Source organism: Candidatus Galacturonatibacter soehngenii (assembly GCF_008830185.1).
Classification (GTDB): Bacteria; Bacillota; Clostridia; order Lachnospirales; family Lachnospiraceae; genus Lachnotalea; species Lachnotalea soehngenii.
In genome coordinates this window covers 268,050-287,036 of record NZ_WAGX01000004.1, presented here as the reverse complement: position 1 = coordinate 287,036, position 18,987 = coordinate 268,050, and the positions used below count along the sequence as shown (strand labels likewise).

19 protein-coding genes are annotated in these 18,987 nt (G+C 33.5%); 4 read left to right on the top strand and 15 right to left on the bottom strand.

Going from position 1 to position 18,987, the window contains the following annotated elements:
* Window positions 1-5: 5 nt before the first annotated feature.
* From recG to F7O84_RS03815, 4 genes are all read right to left on the bottom strand, one after another.
* Window positions 6-2,063, bottom strand: a complete 2,058-nt coding sequence (recG, locus tag F7O84_RS03830; RefSeq protein ID WP_151142122.1) for an ATP-dependent DNA helicase RecG — start codon at window positions 2,061-2,063, stop codon at window positions 6-8.
* A gap of 89 nt (window positions 2,064-2,152) precedes the next feature.
* Window positions 2,153-3,547 (bottom strand): DUF342 domain-containing protein, encoded by a 1,395-nt coding sequence (locus F7O84_RS03825; RefSeq protein ID WP_151142120.1) that lies wholly within the window; start codon window positions 3,545-3,547, stop codon window positions 2,153-2,155.
* Between the two features lie 29 nt (window positions 3,548-3,576).
* Window positions 3,577-5,241, bottom strand: a complete 1,665-nt coding sequence (locus F7O84_RS03820) for a DAK2 domain-containing protein (protein ID WP_151142118.1) — start codon at window positions 5,239-5,241, stop codon at window positions 3,577-3,579.
* 18 nt (window positions 5,242-5,259) lie between these two features.
* Window positions 5,260-5,616: an Asp23/Gls24 family envelope stress response protein gene (locus F7O84_RS03815; protein ID WP_151142115.1), complete on the bottom strand. Its 357-nt coding sequence runs from the start codon at window positions 5,614-5,616 to the stop codon at window positions 5,260-5,262.
* A gap of 285 nt (window positions 5,617-5,901) precedes the next feature.
* On the opposite strand from F7O84_RS03815, the gene rpmB reads away from it, so the two are divergent.
* Window positions 5,902-6,090: a 50S ribosomal protein L28 gene (gene rpmB / locus F7O84_RS03810; protein ID WP_151142113.1), complete on the top strand. Its 189-nt coding sequence runs from the start codon at window positions 5,902-5,904 to the stop codon at window positions 6,088-6,090.
* Between the two features lie 336 nt (window positions 6,091-6,426).
* Here the strand turns inward: rpmB and coaBC are convergent, their stop codons facing one another.
* The 7 genes from coaBC to F7O84_RS03775 form a co-directional block, all read right to left on the bottom strand.
* Complete coding sequence (gene coaBC / locus F7O84_RS03805) at window positions 6,427-7,626, bottom strand: bifunctional phosphopantothenoylcysteine decarboxylase/phosphopantothenate--cysteine ligase CoaBC (RefSeq protein ID WP_151142111.1); 1,200 nt, start codon at window positions 7,624-7,626, stop codon at window positions 6,427-6,429.
* Between the two features lie 12 nt (window positions 7,627-7,638).
* Window positions 7,639-8,022 (bottom strand): aspartate 1-decarboxylase, encoded by a 384-nt coding sequence (gene panD, locus F7O84_RS03800; RefSeq protein ID WP_151142109.1) that lies wholly within the window; start codon window positions 8,020-8,022, stop codon window positions 7,639-7,641.
* Window positions 8,023-8,033: 11 nt separating this feature from the next.
* Entirely contained in the window at window positions 8,034-8,879 is an 846-nt protein-coding gene (gene panC / locus F7O84_RS03795) for a pantoate--beta-alanine ligase (protein ID WP_151142107.1), read from the bottom strand.
* 17 nt (window positions 8,880-8,896) lie between these two features.
* Window positions 8,897-9,724: a 3-methyl-2-oxobutanoate hydroxymethyltransferase gene (gene panB, locus F7O84_RS03790; protein WP_151142105.1), complete on the bottom strand. Its 828-nt coding sequence runs from the start codon at window positions 9,722-9,724 to the stop codon at window positions 8,897-8,899.
* Between the two features lie 304 nt (window positions 9,725-10,028).
* On the bottom strand, window positions 10,029-10,448 hold the full coding sequence (locus F7O84_RS03785) for a GerW family sporulation protein (protein WP_151142103.1): 420 nt from the start codon (window positions 10,446-10,448) through the stop codon (window positions 10,029-10,031).
* A gap of 11 nt (window positions 10,449-10,459) precedes the next feature.
* On the bottom strand, window positions 10,460-11,479 hold the full coding sequence (locus F7O84_RS03780) for a DUF2953 domain-containing protein (protein ID WP_151142101.1): 1,020 nt from the start codon (window positions 11,477-11,479) through the stop codon (window positions 10,460-10,462).
* Window positions 11,480-11,488: 9 nt separating this feature from the next.
* A complete protein-coding gene (locus F7O84_RS03775; protein ID WP_151142099.1) occupies window positions 11,489-11,803 on the bottom strand; it encodes a hypothetical protein in 315 nt (104 codons plus the stop codon).
* 285 nt (window positions 11,804-12,088) lie between these two features.
* Here F7O84_RS03775 and F7O84_RS03770 point away from each other — a divergent pair, with 285 nt between their 5' ends.
* Window positions 12,089-13,456: a citrate/2-methylcitrate synthase gene (locus F7O84_RS03770; protein WP_151142097.1), complete on the top strand. Its 1,368-nt coding sequence runs from the start codon at window positions 12,089-12,091 to the stop codon at window positions 13,454-13,456.
* Between the two features lie 92 nt (window positions 13,457-13,548).
* On the opposite strand, the gene F7O84_RS03765 is transcribed toward F7O84_RS03770, so the two are convergent.
* Complete coding sequence (locus F7O84_RS03765) at window positions 13,549-14,373, bottom strand: methyl-accepting chemotaxis protein (RefSeq protein ID WP_243140799.1); 825 nt, start codon at window positions 14,371-14,373, stop codon at window positions 13,549-13,551.
* Between the two features lie 41 nt (window positions 14,374-14,414).
* A complete protein-coding gene (locus F7O84_RS03760; protein WP_151142094.1) occupies window positions 14,415-14,762 on the bottom strand; it encodes a hypothetical protein in 348 nt (115 codons plus the stop codon).
* Window positions 14,763-14,999: 237 nt separating this feature from the next.
* Here F7O84_RS03760 and F7O84_RS03755 point away from each other — a divergent pair, with 237 nt between their 5' ends.
* Both F7O84_RS03755 and F7O84_RS03750 read left to right on the top strand, forming a co-directional pair.
* Complete coding sequence (locus F7O84_RS03755) at window positions 15,000-15,386, top strand: response regulator (RefSeq protein WP_151142091.1); 387 nt, start codon at window positions 15,000-15,002, stop codon at window positions 15,384-15,386.
* Window positions 15,386-16,276, top strand: coding sequence for a cyclic di-GMP-binding domain-containing protein, MshE-related (locus F7O84_RS03750; RefSeq protein ID WP_151142089.1), 891 nt, complete (start codon window positions 15,386-15,388; stop codon window positions 16,274-16,276). Before F7O84_RS03755 ends, F7O84_RS03750 begins: the two co-directional genes overlap by 1 nt.
* Window positions 16,277-16,358: 82 nt before the next feature.
* Here F7O84_RS03750 and thrC read toward each other — a convergent pair whose 3' ends face one another.
* Both thrC and F7O84_RS19140 read right to left on the bottom strand, forming a co-directional pair.
* Window positions 16,359-17,846, bottom strand: a complete 1,488-nt coding sequence (gene thrC, locus F7O84_RS03745; protein ID WP_151142086.1) for a threonine synthase — start codon at window positions 17,844-17,846, stop codon at window positions 16,359-16,361.
* 119 nt (window positions 17,847-17,965) lie between these two features.
* The gene (locus tag F7O84_RS19140; RefSeq protein WP_243140798.1) at window positions 17,966-18,736 is read right to left on the bottom strand and encodes a cell wall hydrolase; all 771 of its coding nucleotides are present in this window, start codon (window positions 18,734-18,736) and stop codon (window positions 17,966-17,968) included.
* Window positions 18,737-18,987 lie beyond the last annotated feature (251 nt).

The following is an 18,987-nucleotide window of genomic DNA, read 5'->3' as shown; positions in this document are numbered from 1 at the left end:
TCGTTTTATAAACTTAGCTTATTAAGGCTATGGTTCAAATATTTATCTAATCTCTCTTTTAAATTCTCATGCTCTTTTCGTTGAAGCTTCTCATCTTCTTCCAATAACCACGTCGCAGCATCACTTGCCTGTTGAAGAATGGATGCATCTGTAAAAACATCACCAATTTTAAATTCTAAGACACCACTTTGCCTGATTCCAAACAAGTCACCTGGTCCTCGAAGCTTTAAATCTTCACTGGCAATGAAAAACCCATCGTTTGACTTGTTTAAAATCTCAAGTCTTTTTTTAGATGCCTTACTATCTGAGCCATTTACCAAGATGCAATAAGATTGATATTTCCCTCTTCCCACTCGTCCTCTTAGCTGGTGTAGCTGTGCCAAACCAAAGCGTTCAGCATTCTCGATCATCATCACTGTTGCATTTGGAACATTTACCCCTACTTCCACCACTGTGGTTGATACCAATACCTGAATTTGGTTACTTGCGAATCGTTCCATAATCTGATTTTTATCTTTTGCTTTCATCTTACCATGTAAATATTCCACCGTTATATTAGGCGGTAGTGCATCTTTTAGAATTTCGGTGTATTCGATTACATTTTCCGCTTCAATATTTTCGCTTTCTTCTACCATTGGACAAATAATGTAGGCTTGACGTCCGCTTTCTACTTCTTTTTGAATAAAGCGATAGGCAGTTGGACGATAGCTGCTATTTACAACACAGTTCTTAATTACTTGTCGTTCAGCTGGAAGCTCATCAATCACAGATATATCCAAATCACCATAGAGTATAATTGCCAATGTTCTAGGGATTGGCGTTGCACTCATGACAAGGACATGTGGTTCTTTTCCTTTATTTGCTAGGGTTTCCCTTTGTCTTACTCCAAAACGATGTTGCTCATCTGTAATCACAAGTGCTAGATTGTAATAATTGACCTTTTCCTGAATCAATGCATGTGTTCCTACAATGACATTAGCTTGACCACTTTCTATTTGCTCATAAGCCAATCTTTTTTCTTTTGCCGTCATGGAACCTGTTAATAAAACAGCCCGAAAAGAAAAACCATACGTCTCAAATAAGTGAATCATCGAATCATATTGTTGTTTGGCCAGAACCTCCGTAGGTGCCATAAAGGCAGCTTGATAGTCACAGCATACCACCATAAGAATTCCAAGAATTGCAACAATCGTTTTACCAGAGCCTACATCACCTTGTACCAATCGATTCATTACTTTTTCACTGGTCATGTCAGCTTCTATTTCTTTCCACACCTTTAATTGCGCATTGGTTAATTTATAAGGCAGTTTTTCAATCAATTCATTGACTTTGTCTACTTTCCTTAAAGCAAATGCATTATTGGCTTTCTCTTTCTTTTCTTTCAATTGCCTAAGTGCCATAATAAATAGAAAGAATTCATCAAAAACCAGTCGATTTCTAGCAATTAGCAAATCTTCCATATTTTTAGGAAAATGAATATTTTCTATAGCAAAATTGTATTCAGCCAAATGATATTGTTCTCTTATTGTGGCAGGTAAATATTCAGATACCACGTCTTTTTGGCAAATTACTTGCTTTACAGCTTTTAATACTGCTTGATTGGTTATGCCTGCAACTAAACTATAGATTGGTTGCATGGATTCCACTATTTCTTCATAAGCATTCACCTGATATATTTGTGGTTGCTCCATTACTTGACTTCCATTTTTTATTACTACCCTGCCTCGAAGAATCAGTCGATAACCTTGTTTTATGGAATTACGCAAAAATGGCATATTAAACCATGTCACCTTTAATAATCCACTCGCATCTTGTATGACACCAGATACAATCTGTAAATTACGAACACGTTTTATTTCTAAATTTTTAAGAATCATTCCCTGAATTGCAACAACCTCGTCATTTTTGATTGCTTCAATTAAAATGGGTTCTTTAAAAACATCATAATCTCTTGGGTAATAACGAATTAAATCCTCCACTGTACAAATACCCATCTTATGGAATAATTGACTCGTTTTTTCTCCGATTCCTTTTAATTGAATAACATGCGTTTCTTTGTTCATATGAAATACCTCTAATTCTTTATTTAGTAAAATGCATAGAAGTCACAGCTTTCCTTATACAAAAAAGAGAATCCTTTTCTTGATTCTCTCTATCCATGTAAGTTTGAATAAATTCTTATTTCGTTATTATTTCTGGATAAGGTAACATTTCGATAACAATCTCTAATTATATTTGAAATACCATTGATACTCACATTGGTATTGGGAAATACACTGCCAGATACAACAATACTTCCACTAATCGAGCGCTGTTTTTGACTAATCATTTCTTCCTTGACTTTACATTGTTCGTTATACTTGGCTGACTTTTCTATCTTTTCTTTTATGGTTTCATTTCTTGCATCGATTAAAAGAGTGAGCGGATTGTCCTTTATTTTCTCCAAGATACGAGCAAGTTTTTTATCTAATTCTTCAATCTCATCTTGTAATTTTGTAATCTTATCTTCAATTGCTTGTATGGTAAAGTAATAATCATTGCCAACACCTATTTCTACTTTTGTAGACAGAAGGGCTGGGTTGCCAATAGAAGAGGCTGATATTAGTTCTATAGCTCGTACGTTTCCGCCTATAATAGCGCCTCTTTTACCCGATACAATGATTTTTTTGTTCGCATACATATCACAATTTAATATATAGTTTGAATTAATATTCCCTTTTGCTACAACAGTTGTCTGTTCAAAAAACTTAGCTGATACATCTCCTTTTGCAAAAATGTAACCTTTTCCATTACCTTGCATTCCATTCTTTAGCAATACACTTTTACCTGATAACAATGTAGCAGATTCAACACATCCGTTTACTGTAATATTACCTACTGCTTCTATTTTCGCATCCCCAAAGATATTACCCAGTACAACAACATCTCCGCAGAATTTAATCGGCTTAGTATTTGCACTTAGATCTCCTTCGACTACATACACTTGTGACACCTTTAGTACGCTTCCATCAAAATCAATCTTTCCATCAAACTTAGCATAATAGCAATTATCTTCTTCGTTTATGTTAAAGCCTTTTCCTTTTAAAGGCTTTAACTCTTTTACAGGTTGCGCTAAAATCACGTCACCTGTCACACTCACTCCATTTGTTCCAGGAATTGCTTTGTGGTATTCCACCAACAAATCATTTTCATTACAAATTACCATTTTACCAAGCATATTGTAATCAACGGTACCATCTTCTAGAATGATGGTACCGCTTACAGGTTCTGTATTAAAAAAATATTTATAAAATCCATCACTACCCTTACTAGCTGGAATTCCTTTCGCTACCAGAACCTTTTTATTTACTTCTTTTTCATTTAACATTACAACAATTCTTGCTTCATCAATACCGTAAATAACGTTATGATGATTCAAGAATTCAATTATGTCTGATACTTGATACATTGAGATATCTTCAACAATCTCAAGGTACGCTTCAATTTTATCATTTGAAATAACGACCCTAACACTATCTTCTAATTTTTTTAATTCTTCCCTCAACATACTCTTCTCACTCTCAGATATTACTATTACTATTCAACTGAAACAATATAATAATAAATCGGCTGTCCCCCAAAGTGAACCTCAACATCGCAATTGTTATATTCTTTAGCTATCTCATCTGCAACTTCATTCGCAACTTCTTCTGTAATATCTTCACCATAATATAGGCTGATTAATTCAGAATCCTCATCGATAATTTCTCTTATCATGTCCTTTAATACTTTATCAACCGTATTACCGACTGCTAGTATCGAATGATCACCAATACCCATTATGTCATTTTCTTTTATTTCTTTTCCGTCAATATTGGTATCTCGAACTGCGTATGTTACTTGCCCAGTCTTAACCCTTGCAATTTCTTCCTGAATGTTTTTCTCGTTTTCTTGTGGAGTCTTATCAGGTACATAATTAATTACTGCTGTAATTCCTTGCGGAACTGTTTTTGTTGGAATTACAAATATGTTTTTATCTTCCACTAACTCTTTTGCTTGATTTGCCGCTAAAATAATATTTTTATTATTTGGCAAAATAAATATATTCTCTGCATTTACTTTTTCTATGGCATTTAACATATCCTCTGTACTTGGATTCATGGTTTGACCACCTTCAATTAAGTAATCTACACCAAGTTCAGTAAAGATATTATTAATCCCTTCGCCTACAGATACGCAGATAAATCCAACTTCTTTCTTTGGAGCTTTTTTCATTTCTTCCGCCTGAAGCATGGCTTGCTTTTCCGCATCCTTAATCAGTCTTTCATTATGCTCTTCTCTCATGTTATCGATCTTCATGCTAGTTAAAGAACCATACGTTAATCCTCTTTGTATCGCAAGCCCTGGATCATTCGTATGTACATGAACTTTTACAATATCATCATCCGATACAACCACTAATGAGTCTCCAATCGAACTTAAATATTCTTTGAATTCATGTTCTGTTTCCATCGTATATTCTTTTTCAAGCATAACAATAAATTCTGTGCAATAACCAAACTTAATATCGCTAGGTTCGTGATTTGAAGCAGTACTTTTTTTCATAGAAAATGGATTAGACCCTTGAATGGATAGATCAATTTCTTTTCCTAAGAAAGCATCAAATCCACCCTTTATCACTTCCATTAATCCCTGCCCGCCAGAGTCTACAACTCCTGCCTGCTTTAGGACTGGAAGCATTTCAGGTGTCTGACTTAGCACATACTCGCCATACTCAATAACCTGTCTCAAAAATTCTTCCAAATCATCTACTTCATCAACAATCTCACAGCATTTATCCGCCATTCCTTTGGCCACTGTCAAAATGGTTCCCTCTTTTGGTTTCATAACTGCTTTGTAAGCTGTTTCTACTGCCTTTTGAAATGCGTTCGTGATTGTAAATTTATCGATATCTTCATAATCCTTAATAACTTTGGTAAATCCTCTAAAAAGCTGTGAAAGAATAACTCCCGAATTACCTCTAGCGCCTCTTAAGGAGCCTGATGAAATAGCCTTTGCCAAATCTGTCATTGTCGGATTCTTAAGAGCACTTACCTCTCTGGCTGCTGCCATAATCGTCAATGACATATTCGTACCTGTATCTCCATCCGGAACTGGAAATACATTAAGTTCATTTATCCATTCCTTCTTAGCCTCTATATTTTTTGCGCCTGCCAAAAACATCTTTGATAGCATTTCGGCATCTATCCTGTTAGTTGTCACAATATGTTCCTCCTTAAATTAATCTATGACACGAACGCCTTCAACAAAGATGTTAATTTTTTCTACTTCCATCCCGGTAAATTCTTCAACTTTGTATTTTACGTTGCTAATAAGATTATCTGCTACTGTTGATATACTAACTCCATATGCAACAATAACATGAAAATTCAAAATCAGTTTATTATCAATAATATCCACAGTGATACCATGTGTTAGACTTTCTCTCATCAAAAGTTTAACAAGTCCATCTTTCACATTAACCGCTGCCATTCCCACGATGCCAAAACATTCCACTGCCGTAGACCCTGCATAATTCGCAATTACTTCTGTATCTATAAGCACTTCACCGTAACTATTATTCATGCGTCCTTTCATCGTTTACTACCTCCATTTATATTTTCAATTCAATGTCATACATCATTGAAATTAAGCTACAGTTCAGCCATATAACCTGAATTTTGTGTAATATGAATGAACTGAAACAAAACCTATAGCATGCCATTTCTTAAAATAGCAATAGGATATAAGTATTATAACCTTTTTTTAGTAAAAATGAAATATGTTTTTCTACTTTAACTTGTTTTTTTATTTTACCCTTGCAAAGTTATTCCATTTCTGATAGAATAGTTTTGTTATGATTTTATATAAGGAGGTGCTAATATGGCAAAGTGTTCAGTTTGTGGAAAAGGTGCTCACTTCGGAAACAACGTGAGTCATTCGAATAGAAAATCAAGTAAAATGTGGAAATCTAATGTAAAGTCCGTTAAAGTAAATCTAAGCAACGGTGGTGCAAAGAAAATGTATGTTTGTACTTCATGTTTAAAATCAGGTTTAGTTGAACGTGCTTAATTTTCTACCTTAAGAAAAGAGCTCATATAAAAAGATTTTTGTATAAACCTTTTTATATGAGCTCTTTTTTATATGGTATGTAATAGGAAATTCAAACGAATTTCCTATTTGTTATCATAACGGAACGCTTCTATTATGTTATCAAATTACCTACTAACAACAAAATAAATTATAACCTATTATCAATAAACCAAAAACAAGTAGCCAGCCTAGGAAACTATTATGGAGTAATAACATTAGAAACATTCCAAACGCCATCCAAAATAGAATAAAACCTATTAATCTTCTCATTACTCCATCCCCATTGTCTTGTTTATCATATTATATGCGGCATACCTATTTTAAATTATTATTTTTAAGAATTTCATTTACTATTTTTTCTGCAACTTCATCCTTGCTCATAATCGGAAGTGATACGCAATCCTTTTCTGTAATTATGGTCACTTTGTTTGTATTTATGCCAAACCCTGCTCCATCATCTTTTAAATTATTCGCCACTATCATATCAATATTTTTTTTCTTTCTTTTTTCTTTTGAATTTTCCAACATGTTTTCTGTTTCCATAGAAAATCCACAAATATATTGGTTCTTGATGCGGTTCTCTCCCAAATATTTTAATATATCAGTTGTCTTTTCTAAGTCAATCTGCATATCCTCTTTATTTTTCTTGATTTTATGATCGCTAACATTTACTGGGGTATAGTCTGCTACGGCAGCACACTTTATAACTATATCACAATCCTTGTAATGCGTAGCTACCGCCTCAAACATTTCCTTTGCACTTTCTACTTCAATCCTTTGCACAAATAAAGGTACCTCCAGATTTGTTTTTCCAGTAATCAAAAGTACGTTTGCGCCTCTAAGCATACAGTTTTTTGCTATGGCATACCCCATTTTCCCAGAAGAATGATTGGAAATAAATCTTACTGGATCAATTTTTTCTCTGGTTGGCCCTGCCGTAACAAGAACTTTTTTTCCTATCATATCCTTTTGATAAGCCAATTCTTTTAGAATATATTCAAGTAGTACTTCAGGTGAGGGCATTTTTCCTTCTCCTGTATCCCCACAAGCCAAATATCCACTATCTGCTTTTATTACTTCAAATCCATACTGTTTTAATTTCTCCATATTATCTATCACAATTGGATTCGTATACATATTCGTATTCATGGCAGGTGCTACAATCTTTTTACACTTACACGCTAATACCGTAGTCGTTAACATATCATCTGCGATTCCGTTAGCCATTTTTCCGATTACATTCGCACTTGCGGGTGCAATACAGCATACATCCGCTTTTTTAGCTATAGAGACATGCTCTACCTGATGCTTGAAATTTCGATCAAAGGTATCGATCAAACACTTATTACCTGTAAGTGATTCAAACGTAATTGGTGTTATAAAATTTGCCGCATTCTGCGTCATAATAACATGAACATCTGCCTCTAATTTAACTAACATACTTGCAAGACTAGCTATTTTGTATGCTGCGATGCTTCCTGTTACTCCTAATATAATTGTTTTTCCTTTCAGCATTCCACTCATCTCCTAACGTATGGTTCCGTGTTTTTCATAATTAGTTATCTTTGTTATTTTATTGTCTTCATCAACAAACACGACCTTTGGTCTATGCTCTTTTGCTTCTTTTTCCTCCATCTGCACATAACTCATAATGATAATATGGTCACCTACTTGAACACACCTTGCAGCTGCACCATTTAAACAAATCAAACCTGAACCTCTTTCCCCTGCAATCGTGTAGGTTTCAAATCGATTACCATTATTAACATCTACAATCTGTACCTTTTCATATTCTAAAATACCTGATTTCTCCAATAATTCTTCATCAATCGTGATACTTCCTACATAGGAAAGGTCTGCCTGTTGCACCACTGCTCTATGAATTTTAGCCTTTAACATCGTAAGAATCAAACTAATACCTCCTATGCTTGTATGATAAAATTATCAATCAGTCTTGTTTTTCCAATAAATACTGCCACTGCCACCAAAATATTTCCTTTTATGCTCTTGACTGGTGCAATCGTATCAAAATCGACGATTTCAACATAATCAATTTTTGCCAAAGGTTCTTTACAAATTATTTCAGTTATTTCATTTTTCACCTTTACCACATTTGTTTCACCTGCTAATATCGTTTCTTTCCCCTTTGTAAGAGCCTTATTTAATATCGTAGCGGCTGCTCTTTCTTGCGTATTCAAATAAGCATTCCTTGAACTTTTTGCCAAACCATCTACTTCTCTTATAATAGGGCATCCAACTATTTCAATATCAAAATTTAAGTCCTTGACCATTCGTTTTATCACCGCAAGCTGCTGTGCATCTTTTTCACCAAAATATGCCCGATCTGGTGATACAATGTGAAATAGTTTACTTACAACAAGGCACACACCGCCAAAATGTGTTGGCCTTGATTTTCCACACAATGCATTGGTAAGTCCCTCTACGTGAATCAATGTACTGGCACCTTTTTCATACATTTCCTTAGCATCTGGATGAAAAATCAAGTCTGCTCCTGTCATTTCACAAAGCATTGTATCTTTTTCAAAATCTCTCGGATAACTTTCTAAATCTTCGGTTGGTCCAAATTGTGTAGGATTTACAAAGACACTAACGACCACTTTATCATTCTCTTTTTTTGCACGCTCTATAAGACTTTGATGGCCTTCATGCAAAAAACCCATCGTAGGTACAAAGCCTATGCTTTTCCCCTCTTTCATCCATGCTTTTATTTGTAATCTTACCTCTTTTATTGTATTGGCTATGATCATTTTATCTTCATCCCTTTCTAGTAAAGCTTAGCTATGATTTCTTCCTCTATTGTGAAACAATGTTCTTTTGCTGGAAAAGCTCCCTCTTGCACTTCTTTTATATAGGTAGAAAACGCTTCTTTCATCTGTTCTCCAACATTTCCAAATCTCTTTACAAACTTAGGTGTTAACTCACCATACATTCCTAGCATATCCTGATATACTAAGACCTGACCATCACAACCTGCGCCTGCTCCAATTCCAATTGTTGGAATTGTAAGTTTATCGGATATTAACTTAGCCAAAGCTTCTGGAACACATTCTAAAACAATCGCAAATACGCCTGCTTCTTGTAAGGCAATTGCATCTTCAAGTATTTTTTTTGCAGCCGTTTCATTTTTCCCTTGTACTTTAAAACCACCAAATGAATGAATAGACTGTGGAGTAAGCCCTAGATGTCCCATAACAGGTATTGAAGCTTTTACAATTGCTTGTATTTGCTCTATTACCTCACTGCCACCCTCCAACTTTACAGCACCAGCCCTTCCTTCTTTCATGATACGTCCTGCATTGACCACTGCATCATAAGTAGATGTCTGATAGGATAAAAAAGGCATATCTGTTACGACTAGGGCTTGCTTGCAGCCATTGGATACCGCTTTGGAATGATGTATCATATCTTCCATTGTAACAGATATCGTATCCGTATAACCTAAAATAACCATACCCAGTGAATCCCCTACTAAAATGGCATTCACACCTGCCTCATCCATCAGCTTGGCTGTTGAATAATCGTAAGCAGTGAGCATGGTTATCTTTTTATTTTTTTGTTTCGCTTCTTTTAATGTTACAATTGTATTCTTCATGTTTTCCTCCAAAATTTTATTTTTGGAGTTGTATTATGAAAATCATTTGATGAACATACCACAAAATAATACAGTGTTACGTACTTCTTTTTTTCAACATCACATACGATAATTCATTGAAATTATTGAAAAGTCTTATTCCTAAGATACAAGCTTTTGTCTTATTTCAAAATCTCATGATGTTTTGGTTTTCATCAGATGCAGTTTCAACGAATACCGCTCCACTCAAAGAATAGCATATCAAATTGCTTTTTTCAAGTGTAGACGAACTTTTACTAACGTAATCGTTGTATTAAACAAACATTTATTCTTCTGATTCTGTATCATTTACAGATGACTTAATTGCATCTTCTATATCATCATTCATATTTACCTTTTCTTTTGAAGAACCACTCGTAAATTTATTAATAATATCAGGAACCATATCAAGAATCTTGGTGATTCCATCTTGATTTTTAATATTTACAAGCTTTGTATTACCATTTTGTATGACTAATACAGCACTAGGGGACATTTTACCGCCCATTCCGCCTGCTCCATTGTTTTTCTTACCATCCTCAGTAAAGGCACCACCTGCAACTCCAAACGTAACATCAATCAAAGGTAATACAATCGTATCCCCCACCTTAATGGCATCTCCAACTACTGTCTTACTGTTAATAAATCCATCCATTCCTTTAAATAAAGAACCCATTGTTGAACTGAAACTGTTATCCACTGACATATTTGATCCTCCTAATCCATTATCATTTGATAGCACCGTTTTACATTTTTATCCCGATATAATTGAAAGCCAAGGAGTAATAACTTTGCAATGGTTATCCTACCCTTCATATAAATATGACCTTCTAATATGATATTCTCAAAATCCGGTATAATAGTCGCATTTTTTTTGTATAGCGGCATCAGCATTCCTAATATTCCTAACACTTGTCCTGTTGATGCAGGATCTCCTGTACCAAATTTTAAGTTTATTTTATATTTTTTAGGTTTTATGTGTCTTATTAATCGATACAATTGACCTTTTCCTAGAATAAAGGCCTGTCTATTTCCTTCATCTTGTAAGAATGATTTTATTTCTTCTATCTTATCTTTTGCATTTCTTAAAGTTAATATTACCTTCTTGGCAATATTTTTAAATCTTGCGATGATATTCTTTATTTTCTTTATTATTTTGTTTAACCAGTGTATCGACTTTTTCTTAGGCTGTTTGGCTTTGGGAGTAGGTGCACTATCAATGATTTTATTGTTTTCATTTTTAGGTATCTTTTTTTCATCCGTATTTTGCCTTTGGCTTTCCACTTTTGTTTCTTTTGATAATTTCGGATGTTCTGTTATTGTTTTAGAATCGAACTCATATGATTCCTCTTTTTTTTCTTTAACAATTACTTCTTGACTCTTTTTTTTCTTTTGGCTACTTCGTTTCTTTTTATCTGAACTTGGACTTTTAATACCATTTTTCCTTACAAAAATTCGTTTTATTTTCAAAAATAAATCTTGCCAGTTTTGACTAGATATCCCTGCTATTTTTAGAGTTGTTTGTAATCCGTTTTCATCATAATAAAGATTAAAATGGAGTAAATGTAGCAACCAAGAAACATTTGCCTTTGCATAACGCTCATCTTTCTTAATCGCATATGCTCGGTACCTGACTGGTACAAACAAGACAATTGTCAAGAGAAATAATGCCAATAGTAAGATTGTCAATATTATAATCCCGATTAACTTTAATATAACTACTAATACATGCAGCATATTCTACTCCTACCGTTCATTTGTTATAAATTTCCTGATTTGAAATTCACCTGTCTTCCTATAAAGTTCATCGATGATGTGGGCAGCCAACTCTACTGCTTCTTCATATCCACATGCGATACCTACAATAAAAATATTTTCATTTTTATAAAAAGGCTGTAAAAGGACTGATGAATCTATGATATCTAAAAGATTCTCTTCATTCGAAGCTAAAGTAATGACATAAACGCCTAGCATTCCTGCTCTATGCTTTACTTTCCAAACTATTTCATATCTTTTCTTTTTTGCCGTTTTTCCAATATATAATTTACGATACCATCTCATATCATGCCCTCACAGCTACTACCTCATACCTAAAAAATACTATACATAACATATATTACCACATTTTTTTAATATTTAACAGTTTTTTTGGCAGATTCATAAAACTCTCACAAATTACCAATAAAAACCAAAAGGTCTTTTGATTTAAATAGTATAAAATGAAATAAATATAATTTTTCTAAAATTTTCGTAAAAATTTTTATCTTGTATTATATTAGAATTTTATGATATTATGGAGTGGTATATAATTTGAAAAAAATACTAGAACAAAGGGGGAAGAAACAAATGAATTCAAATGGTTTATCCGATATAACAGACAAAATACTCGACTTATCAAAACTTTGTACCAGTACTGGCCAAATCGACCCAACCTTATATACAAAATATGAAGTAAAACGAGGTTTACGTGATATTAATGGTAAAGGTGTATTAGCTGGATTAACAGACATTGCAGAAGTAAAATCATACACCATCGAAGATCATGAACTCGTCCCATGTGAAGGAAAATTATATTACCGAGGAATTGATGTAGAAGACATCGTGAAGGGTTTTATTGAAGATGACCGATTTGGTTTTGAAGAAGTAACCTACCTCCTACTTTTTGGAAAATTGCCCACAAAAAAACAATTAATTGATTTCACAACATTATTAGCGGGATACAGAACCCTACCAACAAGCTTTGTTAGAGATATTATAATGAAAGCACCTAGCCACGATATGATGAATACATTGGCACGTAGTGTACTAACATTATATTCTTATGATGATAATGCGGATGATACTTCTTTGCCTAATGTTTTACGGCAATGTTTACAACTTATTAGCTTATTTCCGTTGTTATCGGTTTATGGATACCAAGCGTATAGTCATTATCATGACGGAAATAGCCTATACATCCATGCTCCACAGCCTGAGCTTTCTACTGCTGAAAACATTCTATATATCCTTAGGCCTGACAGCAAATATACTTCTTTGGAAGCTAAGATATTAGATATTGCATTGGTTTTACATGCAGAACATGGCGGCGGTAACAATTCTACTTTCACTACTCACGTTGTCACATCTACTGGCACAGATACTTATTCAGCCATAGCTGCATCGTTAGGTTCTCTAAAGGGCCCTCGTCATGGTGGAGCTAACATCAAGGTTATTCGAATGTTTGAAGATATGAAGTCAAAAATCAAAGACTGGTCAGATGAAGATGAAATCTCTAATTATTTGACTGCTCTTTTACACAAAGAAGCATTTGATAAAGCTGGTTTAATCTATGGAATCGGTCATGCAGTATACTCTTTATCTGATCCTCGTGCTGAAATTTTTAAAGGTTTCGTGGAAAAACTTGCTGCTGAAAAAGGACGCAACGACGAGTTTAAACTTTATTCATTGGTAGAGCAACTTGCACCACATGTAATTGCAAAAGAACGTAAGATGTATAAGGGCGTAAGTGCAAATGTAGACTTTTATAGCGGATTCGTATATAGCATGTTAGATTTACCACTTGAATTATATACACCAATTTTTGCTATTTCAAGAATCAGCGGCTGGAGTGCTCATCGAATTGAAGAAATTATTAATAATGGTAAGATTATAAGACCAGCCTACAAAAGTATTGCTAAGCATACCGAGTATAAGTCTTTGTTAGATCGAGAATAAAAAATTAATCAAGAGAGTCATAAAAAAGGCTACCATTTTCGGTAGCCTTTTTTATGACTCTACATTATTATCAATGCCAATTTACAAACCTCTTATAACTTGTTCGATAAATCATCAAGTATCTTAGATGTGTTACTTATTTCTTCTAATGAAGCTGTAATCTCCTCTAAAGAAGCAGATTGATTTTGAGATACGTCATTAAACTCCGTAATCCTATCATTTATGATTTGTGTTGAGGATGTGATACTTTGAATCACTGCTCTAATCTTTTTCATTGATTCACTTGATGAATTAGACAAATTTCTTATTTCTTGAGCCACAATACTAAAGCCTCTTCCATTTTCTCCTGCTCTTGCAGCCTCAATGGAAGCATTTAAGCCCAACAGATTTGTTTGGGAAGCAATCGACTCTACTACTTGTACAACATTTTTTATTTCTTCCATCTGGTTTTTCGTATTTGTACTTTGTTCCATTAAATCATTGTTCATAAGAGCCAATGATTGAACACCTTGTGAAACTGTATTTAATGCAGCAGATATCTCATTTAGACTAGTCACTACTTCCTCTGATACTGCATTTAACTTTTTTTTCTTTTCAAGGCTCTTTCCAAAAACGATAACACCTATTACCTGATTATCATTTTTAATTGGAACAGCATAGGATTTAAAAGGTAATCCGTAAACATGAGAAGGAACTTCTTTTACAACCTCTCTGCCAGTATCTATCGCTTCTTTTATTGCGCCGCCCTTTGGAATGGCATCTCCTTCTTTTGCCTTTAAATCCAGCTTTGAAGTATAATTTGTATAAATAAATTTCTCCAAATCAGTAATCGCAACAGAAACCTCTCCTTCATATAGCGTTTGAACATATGGAGATATTTTTATAAAAGCATCAACGTATTCCTCTATCGTATTCAATTGTATTTCCTCCCTTTTCTTTTGTAAGTGGTTTTAAAATGCTACATAGATAGATATTTTTTACTTGCTCTCGTAGATATAATTGCAAACCAAACAACCACCGCAAAAAAACCAAAAAAGGTGACGGTCTGTACAATTCCTAACGAAGTGATATAAGCGTTATAAAAGCCAACAAAACTATATATCAAAGTACTAATCGCAAAAAATAGTACCCTAGGATACATATAGCTAATATAACCTGGTACGTCTTTACTTCTTTCTAGATTAACATTTTTACTAACCAACCAACCTACTTTCAATTCACCTTTTGTTTTCATCAAATATGCAGAATATAACATATAAACTCCACAGGCAAAAATAATACCATCAATTAGCCCACCAAATTCCATTGTTTTTCCTCCAAGCTTTTATTCGTACAACGAACCTATTCTTTATGATTATACCTAGTTTTTTTTATTTTTACAATACGCTTCTTATCTTTTATAAAACTTATTTTTTTTTAATAACTTTCGAATTATTTTATATTTTTATTTTTCTTTTCCGTTGAAACATTTAGATATTTGTTGTAGAATAGTAGCAGAATGTTTGTAGTTTTAAAAATAATATGCAAAATAGGAGGAATTTATATGAATTTAAAAGGACTTACTGTACTGATATGCGATGATTCCATCTTATTTAGAAAACAAATGAAAGATTTTTTTACCGCGAATAATTGTACTTCTATCATTGAAGTGACTGATGGTCAAGAAGCGATTGATGCTTATAAAGAAAACAAACCTGATATTGTTTTTCTAGATATCATTATGCCGAATAAAACTGGTATCGAAGCAATAAAAGAAATCATTTCATATGATTCAAATGCTTATATTGTAATGTTTTCTTCTGCAGGTACCCATCAATATTTAAAGGATGCGATATTAGCAGGAGCGCATGATTTTTTACAAAAGCCTTTTGATCCATATCTGGTTGAGACTATTATTGAGAAATACTTTTTGTCACAGGGAGGAAACTAATGTACACTCAGTTTTTTGGTAATTTTCTTCTAAATAAGCATCTGATAACCCCAACACAATTAATGGATGCCATTCAGAATAAAAAAAATATACATCTTAAGCTTGGTGTACTTGCCATTCATAATGGTTATATGACTGCTGAAGAAGTAGAACAAGTTCATTTTAAGCAAACCCAAATTGATAAACGTTTTGGTGAAATAGCAATTGAAGAAGGGTTTTTAAATAAGCAACAAGTGGAAGAACTTTTACATACACAAACCCCTGATTATCTTCTCTTAAGTCAGATTCTTGTTGATAATGGGTATCTAAGCATGGAACAATTTCAAAATGCTATGTTAGAATATCAATCTCTTTACGAATTGACAGAACTTGATTTTTCCCATGAGCAAAGCAATAAAGTAAATGCTTTGATTCGAGAGTTTTATGAGTTTGATGAATTAAATGATGAAAATTTAAGAGAAATGTTATATTGTTATATCACCTTACTATTTAATACTATCATTCGATTCGTAGGTGATGATTTTACTCCTTATCCAATTATTAAGATTGGAGCTTATCCGATTAATTGGTGTGTATCACAAAAAATTGCAGGGGATTTTTCTTTGCATACCGCTCTTGATATGGATGAAAGCACGTTAATTTCTTTCGCTTCCAGATATGTTGGAGAAAATTATACTTCAAACAACGAATACGTAAGGTCTTCCATGGAGGATTTTATTAACTTAAATAATGGATTATTTGCAGTAAATATTTCTAATGATTATTCTAAATCTCTTATTTTGCAACCGCCCCTTACTGAAAATGACGTTTTATTTGTCCCTAAGGCACCACTTTACTACATACCAATCCAGTTTACATTTGGAACTGTAAATGTTATGTTCGTAATTTAAATAGATTACAAAAGGAAAGCATTCTGCTTTCCTTTTGTCTTGAAATAGAGAGTGCTTTTATCCACTCTCTACACTACTTTTATTAAATATTCAAAAAATCTTTTACTACCTTTTGCATCTCATTTACTTCACATACTGTTTCATGAAGTACTTTAGCGCTTCGAATCTCTTCTATCGCTTGAGGAACCTCTACTCCTGATATTTTACTAAGTTCATCCACTAGTTCAAAATCGGACATTGAATCATATTTCTCATTGATTGCACACATTACACTTCTAGTGAATTTGTACGGACTAGCTGTTGATGCGATTAACGTTTTTGATTTATCGTTCGTTTCTTTTTTGTATTTTTTATATACACATGCAGCAACAGCAGTATGTGTATCAATCACATAATTTGTATCTTCATAAATCTGCTGAATTGTCTTGCCTGTTTCTTCTTCCGTTGCATAATTTCCATAAAAGTCTGAAAGATCATTCTTCATCTCTTTGGTAATCTCATATTTTCCATTGCTGCTTAAGGCCTTCATTAATTCACCATTTTTGTTGGCATCATTTCCTGCAATTTTAAATATTAATCTCTCCAAATTACTTGATATTAAAATATCCATTGATGGTGAAGAAGTCAATATAAATTCTCTATTTCTATTATATTCACCAGTCGAAAAGAAATCATATAGCACTTTATTATCGTTAGAAGCACAAATTAATTTGTCGATTGGCAATCCCATATTTTTCGCATAAAAAGCTGCTAAAATATTTCCGAAATTACCTGTAGGAACGACTACATTAATTTTCTCACCCTCACAAACTTCATCATTTGCTAATAATCTTGAGTAAGCGTAAACATAGTAAACTACTTGTGGAACCAAACGTCCAATATTAATGGAGTTAGCTGATGAAAACTGATAATTTGATTTTGCCATTACCTTAGCTAAATCTTTATCTCCAAATATTAACTTTACACCAGTTTGTGCATCATCAAAATTCCCGTTAATTCCAACTACAAATGTGTTATCACCTTTTTGTGTAACCATTTGCTTTTCTTGAATTGGACTTACTCCGTCTTTTGGGTAAAATACAATAATTTTCGTACCAGGTACATCTGCAAAACCTGCCAATGCCGCTTTTCCTGTATCTCCCGATGTCGCTGTCAATATTACTATTTCATTCTTGACTTGATTCTTTTTCGCTGAAGTAGTCAATAAATGAGGAAGAATGGATAAAGCCATATCTTTGAATGCTATCGTAGCTCCATGGAACAACTCTAAAAAGTAAGCTCCATCAGCTTTTACAATTGGAGCAATCTCTTCTGTATCAAACTTTGCATCATATGCTTTGTTAATACATTCCTTTAACTCTTCCTCTGTAAAATCAGTAAAAAATAACTTCATAACTTCATAAGCAACTTCTTGATAAGTCATCTTAGATAAATCGCTTATACTAGTTTCAAGTTTTGGAATACTGGTAGGAACAAATAATCCTCCGTCATCCGCAAGACCTTTTAAAATTGCCTGTGAAGCTGTAGCTGTTTCATTTTCACTTCTGGTACTTTTATAAAGTAACTCCATAATATCATTCCTTTTCTATAATCTTTCGCATTTGCACACTTTTAAGTCCACTGCCAAAAATTATAACATACCTTGTTTTACACTACAAGCTAATTTTACCTGAATCTCGCATTCGTAATTTACTTTACTGTATAAAACTCATGGCCGCCATACTCGAACAGCCACTTTAAGTTCGTATCAAACCAACTCATATTACTTGGATCTGCCTTATCTCTCGCTGAAAAAAACAAAGCTCCCTGTGAATAATCCACTCCATTTAAGATATCCTTTATCGCTTCTTTCGTCTCATCTGAAATGTCAACACTCTCATATCTTCCATCTGCTGTTGGTGAAAATTGTACATGCCCACCAACTCTTTGAAATACAACCTTTTCAACAGTATCTGGGAATTCTTCGCTTCTTACGCGGTTCATAATAACATTACCAACCAATATTTTACCTTTTTTATCTTCTCCGGTAGCCTCCGCCTCAACTATTCGAAGTAACGCCTTATAGTCTTGACTGGATAGCTCTATTTTGGGCACTGTCTCACTCGTGCTTTCTACAATATTCTCATCTGTTTCTTGATAGGACATAACCTTACTCATTATGTTTTGATTCTTCGAAAATTCTTCTGAATCTCCTATTGTAGCTAACACCTCTTGAATTCCGGCTTGTATTTTTGCTTCGGTATCAGTTTCTTCGTCATCAGTACTATCATCTGATGTCAATACATTTCTTAAGGTTGTAGATTTATTCTTACCAGCTCCACCAAAAGAATTGGAATTGAATGCCACAGTTGCAATGACAACAGTTCCTGCCATTACTAGCGCACAACTCCTATAGTTTTTCTTTGTAAGCTTAGTAAGCATTTGACAAACACCTTGAAGAAATGAATGTAATCCTAGCATACATACTCCTCTTTTCATATTTTTTAATTTCAATGTCCGAACATGATTAGCATTATATAAAAAACGCTTTTTAGTGTCAATAACAAATAATCATATTTGGCACTTATTTAATTTTTGTTTTCATGAATAAAACAAATTAAAGTAATTATATATAAATTTGAATTCACTATTTTATTAATTTTATCCAAATATTACCTATCATAATTTTAGATAGATATTAAATAGTTATTAATTATTTTTTACACTTTTTT

Bases quoted from the DNA above. Each gene is read 5' to 3' on its own strand.
- recG (WP_151142122.1), bottom strand. From the start codon at position 2,063: ATGAACAAAGAAACGCATGTTATTCAATTAAAAGGAATCGGAGAAAAA.
- panB (WP_151142105.1), bottom strand. From the start codon at position 9,724: ATGAAGAATACAATTGTAACATTAAAAGAAGCGAAACAAAAAAATAAA.
- F7O84_RS03750 (WP_151142089.1), top strand. From the start codon at position 15,386: ATGTACACTCAGTTTTTTGGTAATTTTCTTCTAAATAAGCATCTGATA.
- F7O84_RS03770 (WP_151142097.1), top strand. From the start codon at position 12,089: ATGAATTCAAATGGTTTATCCGATATAACAGACAAAATACTCGACTTA.
- F7O84_RS03785 (WP_151142103.1), bottom strand. From the start codon at position 10,448: ATGTCAGTGGATAACAGTTTCAGTTCAACAATGGGTTCTTTATTTAAA.
- F7O84_RS19140 (WP_243140798.1), bottom strand. From the start codon at position 18,736: ATGCTAGGATTACATTCATTTCTTCAAGGTGTTTGTCAAATGCTTACT.
- F7O84_RS03775 (WP_151142099.1), bottom strand. From the start codon at position 11,803: ATGAGATGGTATCGTAAATTATATATTGGAAAAACGGCAAAAAAGAAA.
- F7O84_RS03760 (WP_151142094.1), bottom strand. From the start codon at position 14,762: ATGGAATTTGGTGGGCTAATTGATGGTATTATTTTTGCCTGTGGAGTT.
- F7O84_RS03815 (WP_151142115.1), bottom strand. From the start codon at position 5,616: ATGAAAGGACGCATGAATAATAGTTACGGTGAAGTGCTTATAGATACA.
- F7O84_RS03780 (WP_151142101.1), bottom strand. From the start codon at position 11,479: ATGCTGCATGTATTAGTAGTTATATTAAAGTTAATCGGGATTATAATA.
- F7O84_RS03755 (WP_151142091.1), top strand. From the start codon at position 15,000: ATGAATTTAAAAGGACTTACTGTACTGATATGCGATGATTCCATCTTA.
- coaBC (WP_151142111.1), bottom strand. From the start codon at position 7,626: ATGCTGAAAGGAAAAACAATTATATTAGGAGTAACAGGAAGCATCGCA.
- panC (WP_151142107.1), bottom strand. From the start codon at position 8,879: ATGATCATAGCCAATACAATAAAAGAGGTAAGATTACAAATAAAAGCA.
- rpmB (WP_151142113.1), top strand. From the start codon at position 5,902: ATGGCAAAGTGTTCAGTTTGTGGAAAAGGTGCTCACTTCGGAAACAAC.
- F7O84_RS03825 (WP_151142120.1), bottom strand. From the start codon at position 3,547: ATGTTGAGGGAAGAATTAAAAAAATTAGAAGATAGTGTTAGGGTCGTT.
- thrC (WP_151142086.1), bottom strand. From the start codon at position 17,846: ATGGAGTTACTTTATAAAAGTACCAGAAGTGAAAATGAAACAGCTACA.